General features: G+C 47.8%; 2 protein-coding genes. Both read left to right on the top strand.

What is annotated here, in order from left to right; all coding sequences use genetic code 11:
* Window positions 1-6: 6 nt before the first annotated feature.
* Window positions 7-390 (top strand): aspartate 1-decarboxylase, encoded by a 384-nt coding sequence (gene panD, locus AB4Z17_RS20255; protein ID WP_441911160.1) that lies wholly within the window; start codon window positions 7-9, stop codon window positions 388-390.
* 29 nt (window positions 391-419) lie between these two features.
* Window positions 420-12,518 (top strand): amino acid adenylation domain-containing protein, encoded by a 12,099-nt coding sequence (locus AB4Z17_RS20250; RefSeq protein WP_441961684.1) that lies wholly within the window; start codon window positions 420-422, stop codon window positions 12,516-12,518.
* Window positions 12,519-12,520: the final 2 nt, after the last annotated feature.

Raw genomic sequence — 12,520 nt, 5'->3', positions numbered from 1 at the left:
TTATTTATGTTTAGAGAAATTCACAAATCCAAAATTCACCGTGCGGTCGTTACGGAAGCAAATTTGAATTATGTAGGCAGCATCACGATTGATCAAGATATTTTAGACGCATCCAATATTTTAGAGAACGAGAAAGTGCAAGTTGTAAATATCAACAACGGCGCGCGGTTGGAGACGTATGTGATCACTGGCCCAAGAGGTTCAGGCATGGTTTGTCTAAATGGAGCGGCTGCGCGAATGGTTCAGCCAGGAGATCTCGTTATTATTATCTCCTACGCCATGATGGAAGATCATGAAGCGAGGGTGTACAAGCCCGATGTGGTCATTATGGATGAGAATAATCGGATTGTGACGGACAAGTATCAAGAGCTGCACTCTACAACGGTATAATGCCACAGACAAAAAGTAGGGGGAGCTATATGAATATCATCCGAAATCTCTCAGAAGTACTCATTGCAAGCGGAACGAGCGGTGCGGGCATTACGTTCTGCGAGGCGGGTAAGGATCGATTCGTGTCGTATGGACAACTACGCAAGGCAGCGGGTGCAGTACTCGGTCAGCTGCAGATAAGAGGGCTTGGCAAAGGGCAGCATGTTGTGCTGCAGACCGAAGATAATGAACGATTTCTTGTTTTGTTTTGGGCCTGTCTATTGGGTGGCATGATTCCCGTTCCACTTACAGCGGGACGAACTGACGAAGGAAGGAAGAAGCTTCTTCAAGTAAGCAGCCAACTTGGAAATCCGTATTTGCTGTGCGATCCAGAAATATGGGAATCTGTTGCAGCTTATTGTCTCAAGAATGAAGAGCATGCCGCAGGGCAGCTGCTGCAAAATAAAATGCTGCCGATCAAGAATGTTTTGGATGAAGCAGCTGCAATAGAACGCCAAGGAACAGTCTATGCGGCAACCGAGGATGATGTTGCATTTATCCAATTCACCTCTGGTTCCACAGGTGATTCTAAAGGTGTTGTTTTGACACATGGCAACTTACTTTCGAATATGCGGGCGATATTGGAGGGCGCGCAGTCGACCGAGGCTGATTCCTCTTTAAGCTGGCTCCCGCTTACGCATGATATGGGTTTGATTGGATTTCATCTAACTCCGATGCTTGGGCTTATGAATCAATGGCAGATGCCGACCTCGACATTCGTGCTTCATCCGATGAAGTGGATGGAGCTGACGCATCAGCATCGCATTACCTGTCTATCATCACCTAACTTTGGTTATGTTCACTTTCTGCAGCATTTTAAACCTGAGAATGCCACCTGCTGGGACCTTAGCTCGGTAAGGCTTATCTTTAACGGAGCGGAACCAATATCCGCGAGCAATTGCCGCGAGTTTCTCGCACAGATGAAGCCTTATGGGCTTAGAGAACAATGTATATTTCCCGTCTATGGACTAGCGGAAGCAAGTTTGGCCGTTACATTTCCGCATGTGGAGGAGAGCTTGAATACCTTATATGTAAGCCGAAAAGGCTTGAATTTCGGGGATGTTATTCAGGATACTCCAGCAGATGATCCCAATAAAATAGAAATCGTTGAGCTCGGGTTCCCTGTATCCGAATGCGAGCTTAAAATTTGCGACGAGGCTGGTCGGCAAATGCCAGATCGCTATGTTGGACTCCTTCATATTAGAGGGAGGAATGTCACCAAGGGTTATTTTAACCGCCCTGATGTGAACGCCGTCATACTATCGACAGACGGTTGGCTGAATACCGGTGATCTGGGATTTATGCAAGACGGCAGATTGTATGTGACTGGCCGCATGAAGGATATTATTTTCGTCAATGGCCAGAACGTATACCCGCATGATTTGGAAATGCTGGCAAGTGAAATTAAGGGAGCAGAAATAGGCAAAGTAGCTGTTAGCGCGATTCACAATGAAGCAACGAAGCAGGATGAGATCGCCGTATTTATTCAATATCGAGGAAAGCTTAACAGTTTTGTGCCGCTGAGGCAAAGCGTGCAGCGATTGCTAAATCGAAAAACTGGACTCCAAGTGGAGCTCATTGTTCCAGTGAAGCGTATTCCGAAAACGACCTCTGGGAAAATTCAGCGTTACACGCTTGCTGAGAGTATGCAGAGCGGACAATTCTCTTCAGTCATTTCGGAATTGGAGTCGCTGGCAGCGATTATGGAAGAAACAGCTCCCGAGTCGGCTGCTGCAGCTCCTGAAACGGATGCCGAACATCGCATATTGTCTATTTGGAAAAAAGTGCTGAAGACAGATCGCATTGGAATAGATGATCATTTTCTGGAGCATGGCGGTAATTCACTGCGTGCAGCTTATGTAGCTGCCCAGCTGCAGTCGACATTTGGCATAAATGTATCTCTGAGTGAGTTGTTTCAGCATTATACTGTTCGGTTACTCGCCGCTTATGTCGCGGAAGCGGCTGCTGGGGAAGAGCAAAGAAATAGCCAGTGCGAAGTAATTTCAAATGGAGGCATGAGGGATTGGTATCCCGCTACATCTGCTCAGAAGAGATTATTTATTGTTGAGGAAATGAATTCAGGCCTCCTTCGTTATCATCTTCCGCAGCGCATAAGCATTGAGGGGGAGCTGGACCTCAGTAAGTTTCAACAGGTGTGGGAGTCTTTGATCAACAGACATTCTTCACTACGTACATCATTTGTTATGGACAATGATATCGTGGTCGGTCGCATTGCAGATTCAGTAAAGCTGCCCATTGTTTTTACAGACGGCCGCGGCTGGTCAGAGAGTGTTATGCAGCACAAAATAAGTACATTTCTACAGCCCTATGAGCTGTCTAAGGCGCCGTTGTTCCGAATGGAGTTAATCACACTCGGTCATAACCGCCATCTGATGTTATTTGATATGCATCATCTCATTACGGATGGCACGTCGATGGGAATATTAATAGGGCAATTTGTGGCGATGTATGAAGGGGCTCAGCTGCCTCCAATTTCTTTTCAATACAGCGATATTGCTGATTGGGAGAAAAGGTTCAGGGCAGAAGATAGGCGCATGATAAGGCAGAGAGAGTATTGGCGGCAAATCTTCAAGGAGGGAGCGGGGGAGATCGACATCCCGGCAGATTATCGGCGCCCGCTCACTCCTAGCTACAAGGGAGCTATCGAAAAATTTGTACTCGATGCAACGCTTACAGCTAAGCTGGAGCAATTAGCTTTCCGAACAGGCGGTACGTTGTATACCGTTTTAACTTCCGTTTACTTTATGCTGCTGAGCAAGTACACCGGAGCAGTTGATATGGTGATCGGTACTGCGTCGGCAGGGAGAACAAGGCCGGAGATGGAAGGTATCGTGGGCTTGTTCGTCAATATGGTGCCGCTGCGACTTCGGGCTGGCAAGGAGCTTTCGATCCTTCAATGCTTTGAAGAGATCAATAAACAAATATTGTTATCGCTAGACCATCAGGACGTCCCTTACGAAGAAATTGTAGAGCTGGCAGAGGCAAAACAAGAACATGGCCGTAATCCATTATTCAGCACTGTATTTACGCTGCACAACATGGAAATTCCACAGTTTCATACAGCGAATGTCATATTCAAGCCTGAGCCGATAGGGACAGGTACATCTAAATTTGATATGACTTGGGAATGTATAGCTTCGGAGGAAGACATTACAGTATCTATTGAATATTCCCTCGACTTGTACAGTCAGGAAACAGTAAGAGGATTTGCTCGCCATTTTAAAACATTGGCTCATGGAGCAGTTCAATCCCCTGAGACGACTGTTGAGATGATTCCTATGTTAGACGTGGATGAATGCCAGCTTATTTTGGAAAATAGCATGGCACGGCGTTCATCTTATCCTAACGATTCGACGCTGTATCGGTTGTTCGAGAGGCAGGTGGCTCATACACCGCAGCTCCCGGCTATAGTTATGGATGAGGCGAGCCTCTCTTACACAGAGCTGAATGAAATGGCAAATGCTCTGGCTAGATGGCTCATCAACCATGGAGTAGTTCCGCATTCACGTGTGGCGCTGCTTCTTCATCGATCCTTTAATATGCCAGTTGCGATACTTGCTGTGTTAAAGACCGGCTCCGCTTATGTGCCAATCGATCCGAGTTATCCAATCGACAGGATTGAGTTTATGCTTGGGGACGCTGATATTTCTACAATGATAGTAGATGCCCGGACAAGCCATATAGGCGGCAAGCTTGCTCAAGCTGGGAATAGACCAGTAGATAAGATTGACATGGATGCTATGAGGAACGAGTGGAGACAGGCAGAGGGACATAATTTGAACGTGGATGTAACAGGGGACGACGCAGCTTATGTAATGTACACCTCGGGTTCCACAGGACGGCCAAAAGGAATTTTAACTACGCACCGAAACGTCATTCGCATTGCTCGGGATACTGACTATATCCGAATCACGAATGAGGATGCACTGCTGCAGTTATCGAATTATGCGTTTGACGGGTCGACGTTTGATTTTTATGGGGCACTTTTGAACGGCGCAAAGCTCGTCCTTGTGAATGAAAACGATTTGCTTGATATCCATCAGCTTATTTTATTGATGAAGAAACAAAGGGTTACGGTATTTTTTGCGACTACAGCTTTGTTTAATGCATTCGTTGACTCTGGATTGAAGGACTTGCCTTTCCTTCGTCATCTATTGTTTGGCGGTGAACGCGCATCAGCCTCGCATATTAGAAGAGCTTATAAGACCGTCGGTTCAGGCGTGCTGCTTCATGTGTACGGTCCAACAGAGTCTACTGTTTTCGCTACTTGTTATCCGATTGACTCGCTAGAACAGGACAATGCTGCAATTCCAATAGGCAAGCCTATCGCACATTCAGAAGCACTTGTATTGGACGAAAATGGCACCTTGCTCCCACCACTTGTGCCTGGGGAGTTATGTATTGCCGGCGATGGTTTAACACAAGGTTACTTGAACCTGCCGGAGCTTACTGCAAATAAATTTGTTCCCCATCCTTTTAAGGAGGGAACAAAGCTTTACAGGACAGGGGATTTGGTCAGGCGGCTGCCTGACGGTAATCTAGAGTTTTTGGATCGGCTCGACACCCAGGTAAAGCTGCGTGGATTTCGTATAGAACTGGGGGAAATTGAGAGCAAACTGCTAGAGTGTGAGGACGTTAGGGAAGCGGTAGTTATGCTGAAATACCGCAGCGGCGATCCACAGCTTGCTGCTTACATCGTAGCAAATGGTGAACTTTCCATAGATCGGCTGCAAGCAGAACTGGGAGCAAAGCTGCCGCAATTTATGATTCCGGCAGTCTTCGTGCGGGTGGAGAAGCTCCCGCTCACCTCTAACGGCAAGATTAACAAAAACGCATTGCCTGAGCCTGACTTTTCTAAACTGAGCATCGGAATGGCAGCAGCCTATGTCCCGCCTAAAACCCAAACCGAGATTCAGCTTGCAACCATTTGGGAAATGGTTTTTAAGGTAGAGGCTGTTGGCGTTAATGATCATTTCCTCGCACATGGCGGTCACTCATTGAAGGCTGCAACGCTTGTATCGGAAATTTACAAGCAATATCATGTCCGAATGCCGATCAAGGAAGTATTTCTACGTTCAACAGTTAGAGAGCAAGCAGAATGGATTGATAGGGCAGATATAGAGGCATATGAACCGATAAAACCGATTAACATTTCTCGTTCTTACCCGTTAAGTCCATCCCAGCAGCGTATTTTTCTCATTGAAGAAATTGCAAACGCGGGTATAGCCTATCATATCCCGCTAGCGCTGCGCTTAACTTGCCATGTTCAGCGAACGGATATGGAACGAGCCATAAAAGGACTTATTGCTTTGCATGAGCCGCTTCGTACGTCATTCCAGTTTATTGACGGTGAGGCGCGTCAAATTATACATGAGCATGCTTCGTTCGAGCTTCAAGAGATAAGCGACACAACAATAGATCTGGAGCAACAGTTCTGCGAATTTGCTAAGCCGTTGCCGCTTTCACAAGCACCGCTCCTTAACGCACGGCTKCTAAGCAGCGCATGCGGAGAAACTTATTTGCTTCTAAATATCCACCATATTATTGCGGATGGCATTTCGGTGAGTCTGCTTATTGAAGAGCTAGTCAAACTATTAGACGGCAAGCGCTTGGAAGAGCCGCATATTCAGTACAAGGATTATGCGGTATGGAGATCAGGCCAAGGGAATACGGAACGCATGCGCAAGAGCTTCCGATATTGGGAGACCGAGTTAAGCGATCCACCTCCGAGCCTCGACATGCCGCTTGACTTCCCGCGTGGGGAACGGCAATCGCTGGAGGGGGAGACGTTTGGATTCCATGTCCCTTCAGATCTAGCAATTCGGCTTCAATCTATATCCGGTACGCTCAATATTAGCTTAAATAGTCTGTTGTTTGCTTCCTACGCTCTGCTTCTTCAAAAGTATACAAGCGGAAATGACTTGATTATTGGGGCGCTAGCGGCAGGAAGATCACATCCCGAGATAGCTAATATGATCGGTATGTTCAATAATTTTCTACCGATTCGCCTTAAAATTGGCGATGGCATGAAATTTGATCAATTTGCGAGGGCGTCACATGATCACCTGCTTGCAGCACTCGAACATCAAGATGTGAGCTTTGACCAGATGATTGAAGCTGCGCAAATGACGATGGATCCCTCACGAAACCCGCTGTTCGATACGATGATGATTTTGCACAACCAGATCGGAAATGATCTGGAAGTAAAGGGTCACACTGTAGGGGTACAGCCTATACGCTCAGGTAAAAACATGACATCTAAATTGGATTTTAAGCTTGATCTTTATCCTCAAGGTGACGGAGGCTTTCGAGCGGAGCTAGAGTTCAATACGCGATTATTTCATAAAGCGACGATGATGAGGCTGGCGGATCATTGGCTCAATGTATTGAAACAAGTGGCGGATGAGCCAGGTATGAAATGCTCTTCCCTCAGCTTAATTATGGAGAAGGAAGCGCAAATGCTTCTTCAAGAATGGAATGATACAGCAAGGCCGTATCCTGGTGGCGAAACCATTCATGGCTGTTTTGAGGCACAGGTACGCAAGACGCCGAATGCTCCAGCCATTCGATCGAACGACGGTATGTTTACTTACCGTGAGCTTGATGATCGTGCAAACCGACTTGCTCTGCTGCTCCGTCAGAAAGGTGTTGGAGCAGAGACGATTGTTCCGATTGTTGCAGAGCGCTCTTTTGAAATGATGGCAGCGATTTTAGGCATTCTAAAAGCCGGGGGCGCTTACTTGCCTATCGATCCGCATTTTCCAGAGGAGCGTATTGGGTACATTCTTGAAGATAGCGGAGCCAAGTTATTATGTTCCCAACGCAAATGGATGGACCAACTGCCGTTTAATGGTGAAATTATAGATATAGATGCTGTTGAAGACAAGGGTTCGCATGATGCTGAGGAATGGCTATGGGAGCCTGCAGTGAACGCACATCATTTGGCTTATGTCATCTACACATCAGGTTCTACTGGAAAACCAAAGGGAGTTATGATCGAGCATGCTGCGGTCATCAACCGTATACATTGGATGCAAGATCAATATCCGCTTGACGCGCAAGATGTCATTCTTCAGAAGACACCTATAACATTTGATGTTTCGGTGTGGGAGCTGTTCTGGTGGAGTTTTGCAGGGGCATCTGTTTACTTGCTGGAACCGCGGGGGGAGCGGGAGCCGCAGGTCATGATGAAAGTCATCCGTGAGCAAGCGGTGACGGTCATGCATTTTGTCCCATCCATGCTGGGCGTATATCTCCAGTATGCATCGGAAGTTAAGGCGGACAAGCCTTTCGGAGGTTTGCGTTACGTATTTGCAAGCGGAGAGGCGTTGAAGCCTGCACAGGTGGAAGGGTTCTACAGCCGACATTCTGCAGGCAGCGAAAGTCCACGACTCATAAATTTATACGGACCTACTGAAGCGACCGTGGATGTCAGCGCATATGACTGTGCGAACTATAAGCAAGGATCTGTTCCAATTGGCTCGCCGATTCAAAATATTCGGCTGTACGTTGTGGATGAGCAGCGGCGGCTGCAGCCGATTGGAATTCCGGGCGAGCTCTGCATCGCTGGAGTGGGACTCGCTAGAGGTTATTTGAACCGTCAAGAATTGACAGCGGAAAAATTTGTACCCGATCCTTTTTTTGCTGGGGAACGCATGTACTTGACCGGAGACCGCGCGCGCTGGCTTGCTGACGGTCATATCGAGTATTTGGGTCGATTCGATCATCAAGTGAAGATTAGAGGATTTCGAATGGAATGTGGAGAGATTGAGCATGCGCTGATGCAGCTGGAGGAGGTTTCCGATGCGCTCGTCATGACCGTGAAGGATCGGACGGGAGAGCCAGCCTTATGTGCATATGTGGTTTCTTCTTTTGAACTCAATGAACGTGAGCTGAAGGAGAAACTGAGGGGAATGCTGCCGGAATATATGATTCCTTCTCTGTTTGCCTGCCTGCACTCCTTTCCTCTTAATGCTAGCGGGAAGATAGACCGCAGCCGCCTTCCAAAGCCGACGTTTGCTGATTCCATTGGCGGCGCTGATCCGCGCAGTGAGACGGAGCTCCGACTGGCAGAGCTATGGAAGAGCATACTTGGTGTTCATATCGTACGCACCGACGATCATTTTTTCCAGCTTGGCGGACATTCGCTGCGCGCAGCGCAGTTAACGGGTGCAGTGGAGCGGCAGTTAGAGGTCATATTTACACTAAAGGATGTGTTCGCCTACCCTGTCCTAGAAGAGATGGCAGCGTTCATTGATAGATCGCCGAAAAGGACAGCTGCATCTATCACAAGGGCCGAGCAGAGGGATGTTTACCCATTGTCGCTTGCACAGAATAGGCTTTTCGTTCTGCATCATATGAAGCCTTCAAGTACAGCCTACAATTTGCCGCTCGCACTCAGTATGCGTGGTGAACTGAACGTTGAGAGATTGCAAGAGGCGCTGCAGCGGCTCATTGACCGTCATGAACCGCTCAGAACAAGCTTTGAATGGCGCGATGGCGCCCCCGTGCAGCGCATTCATGAGCGAGTAATGGTGCGAGCTGATGTAACAAAAACGGATCAAGTGGATGGGTTGAGCAGCATGCAGAAATTCGTTCAGCCATTCGATTTGAGCATTGCTCCGCTGCTGCGCGCTTCGCTTATTACGAATGGCGCGCAAGAGCATTTGCTGTTGCTTGATATGCATCATATCGTATCTGACGGTATTTCAATGACAGTGCTGGCGCATGATTTCACCAAGCTTTATGAAGGCGGCACGTTGCTGCCGCTTGAAATCCAGTACAAGGACGTAGCTGTATGGCAGCAGGGCTTTATGAAGAGCCGAGAGCTGGATAGGCAAGAGCAGTACTGGCGAGAGGAGCTGGCGGGAACGCTGCCGCTTCTGGATTTGCGAGTGGACAAGCCAAGGCCAGCCGAACAAAGCTTTAAGGGGAGCAAAATCATCCATGCGCTGCCTCTCTCGTTAATGTTCGAGGTAGAGTCATTGGCAGCAACGGCTGGCATGACTAGTTTTCCAATATGGCTTGCTTGTTTTCACGTGCTGCTTCATAAGCTGACGGGGCAAGAGGATATCATCTCTGGTACGCCGATTGGAGGAAGATCCCATCCAGAGACAGCCCCGCTTGTTGGGATGTTTGTCAATACCGTTGCTATACGGAGCCAGCCATCTCGTGAGCACAGCTTTCTTCATTTTGCCCGACAGATCAAGGAGAAGGTGCTTGGTGCGATGCATAATGGGATGCTGCCGTTCGAGCATTGTGTAACTGCACTTGATGTAAAGCGAGACCTGAGCCGAAATCCAATCTTTGAAGTCATGTTTGTAATGCAAAATATGGATGTGCCGGCAATGAAAGCTGATGTGCTGCAATTAAAGACGCAGCCGCTGGAGCACGCTGTATCCAAGCTGGACCTGACGTTTGAGCTTGCAATGCGCGAGGATGGTGCAGACCTTACTGTAGAATATGCAACGGATCTATTCGAACAGCAAACAATCAACCGAATGATTAGCTACTATATTCGAATTGTGGAGCAAATTACGAAAGATACGCATATCTCTTTAAACCAGATAAGCTTGCTGAATTCGGATGAAGAAGCCATTCAACTTGTTCAATTTAATGAAACGGCTGCCGCTTATCCAAGTCATATGACTGTTGAGTCTTACTTGGAAGCACAAGCTGAGTGGATCCCGCATGCTACTGCCCTGATCTATGAGACTGGGGAAATGTCCTATCGTGAACTGAATGGGAAGGCTAATCGGCTGGCAAGAGTTCTGAGAAAACACGGGGTGAAGCATGAGGATACTGTAGCCGTCATCATGGAGCGTTCTGTTGACATGATCATTGCGATTTACGGCATATTGAAGGCGGGAGCGGCGTATGTTCCGATCTCACCTGGGCTTCCTGAAGAGCGAGTTCGGTATATGCTGGATGACTCGGGAGCAAGGATTGTTTTGACTCAGGGCTTAGACGGGCAGTTTGGCAACATGTCGCTAGATTCTAAACGATTGAACATAGAGGAAGCGCTGCAGCATGAGAAAAATGATGGTCCGCTAGAAAAAATCCATCGATCGCGCAGCTTAGCGTATGTGTTGTACACCTCAGGGTCAACAGGACAGCCGAAAGGGGTAATGATTGAGCACCATTCCGTAGTGAATCGCCTTACGTGGATGCAAAACAGATACACGCTTGATATGCATGATGTGATTCTGCAAAAAACGCCATTTACGTTTGATGTTTCGGTATGGGAGTTGTTCTTATGGAGCTTCTCAGGCGCTAAGCTATGCTTGCTTGCACCAGGCGGAGAAAAGGACCCTGGGGCGATATATGATGCCATTAATAAGTATGCGGTGACTACGCTACATTTTGTACCTTCTATGCTTCATCTGTTTTTGAATTATCCGGGCCTTGTTAATGATAGTAAAAAGCTTGAGAGCTTACGTTATGTTTTTGCCAGTGGAGAAGCGCTTACGGTCAATCAAGTAGAGAGATTCAGAGAGCGAATCGGAGAACCTAATGCTGCGAAGCTCATTAATCTGTATGGTCCAACCGAAGCGACGGTCGACGTGTCCTATTACGAGTGTATAGGAGAGCAAAGTTTAACGAGCGTGCCTATTGGCAAACCTATCGACAATATTTCCTTATATGTGGTCAATGATGTTATGCAGGTTCAACCGGTAGGCGTGGCGGGAGAGCTGTGTATTGCGGGAGCTGGCTTGGCGCGGGGGTATTGGAAACGTCCTGATTTGACCTCGGAAAAGTTTGTGATAAATCCATTCGCAGCTAACGAGCTCATGTATCGTACAGGCGATCTTGCGAGGTGGCTGCCTGATGGCAGCATCGAATTTCTGGGACGAATGGATCACCAGGTGAAAATTAGGGGGTACCGCATTGAATGCGGGGAGATCGAGCATGCGCTTACGGGGCATCCAGACGTAAGGGAAGCCGTTGTCATGAAGCGTGACGGGGCTGCGGGGGAAAGCGCTTTTCTATGCGCGTATGTCGTAACGAGTGATGCAGTCACTACTGCACAATTACGTTATCATTTGGCTAAAACATTACCCGATTATATGGTTCCGGCTGTCTACGTGGAACTGGATCACATGCCGCTTTCTCCAAATGGCAAGGTAGATCGGAAGTCATTGCCAGCACCAGACGAGCGGTTGGATGCAGGCGTGCGTTATGTGGAGGCAGCAAGCGAAACGGAAAAAACCATTTCTATTGTGTGGGGAGAAGTGCTAKGCCGAACCGCTATTGGGACCCATCATAATTTCTTTGATGTTGGGGGAGAGTCGCTGCTGCTTGTCCGTACCCACCAGCGACTGGAAGAGCTGTACCCAGGTTTACTCAAGGTGACGGATCTATTTAATTATCCGACGATTGCCGCGCTTGCGGAATATATTGATTCCCAAAGCAATCTTCCTCACATTTGGCATTACGCTGGAATTGCTGCAGGTGAGGACTGCTTCAATAACACATACGCTGCGCAAAGGAATGGTTCGTACCAATTCACCCTTGAGGACGATTTAATTGAGGGACTGGCGGAAATGGCATATTCGGAGTCTGTGTCCATTACAACCGTTGCTCTAGCAATCTATCTGCTCTTTTGGAAGCAGCAGTCAGGCGCTAATGATCTGGTAATGCCGGTTGCATCATCAAGGGGACGGCTCACACCTTTAGAGCTTGACTTTAGTACGGTGCTGGAGTTTAGCGAGCTAATCCGAGCAGCCGACTCATTGTTTGACAATACGAAAATTTCCTACGATTGGAATCAAGTGGAGAGAGAGCTTGGGAGCCATAATAGTTCCCTTATAACGCCATTGTTTGTAGATCGCTCGCGCACAGGCTTCATTCCCGAAAATCAGCTCCTTCATCTCTTCGATATCATTCTGACGTTAGACAGCGGCAGGGGCGCAGCAGGTAAAGGAATGAGCGGCTTATGGGAATTTAATGCACGTCGATTAAAGAAAGAAAAGGTTAAAGCATGGGCTCAGTGCTATATTAAACTGCTCAGAATGGCCGTTCATCAATTTCAGCAGACTTCTAATGCTAGAGCTGGCGGCAAGCAGTAAGG

The sequence above is a fragment of the Paenibacillus sp. TAF43_2 genome, from assembly GCF_052113545.1.
In the GTDB taxonomy this organism is placed as follows: Bacteria; Bacillota; Bacilli; order Paenibacillales; family Paenibacillaceae; genus Pristimantibacillus.
This window is presented reverse-complemented; position numbering and strand designations above follow the sequence as displayed.

Excerpts from the sequence above, each read along its gene's own strand:
- panD (WP_441911160.1), top strand. The coding sequence starts at position 7 with ATGTTTAGAGAAATTCACAAATCCAAAATTCACCGTGCGGTCGTTACG.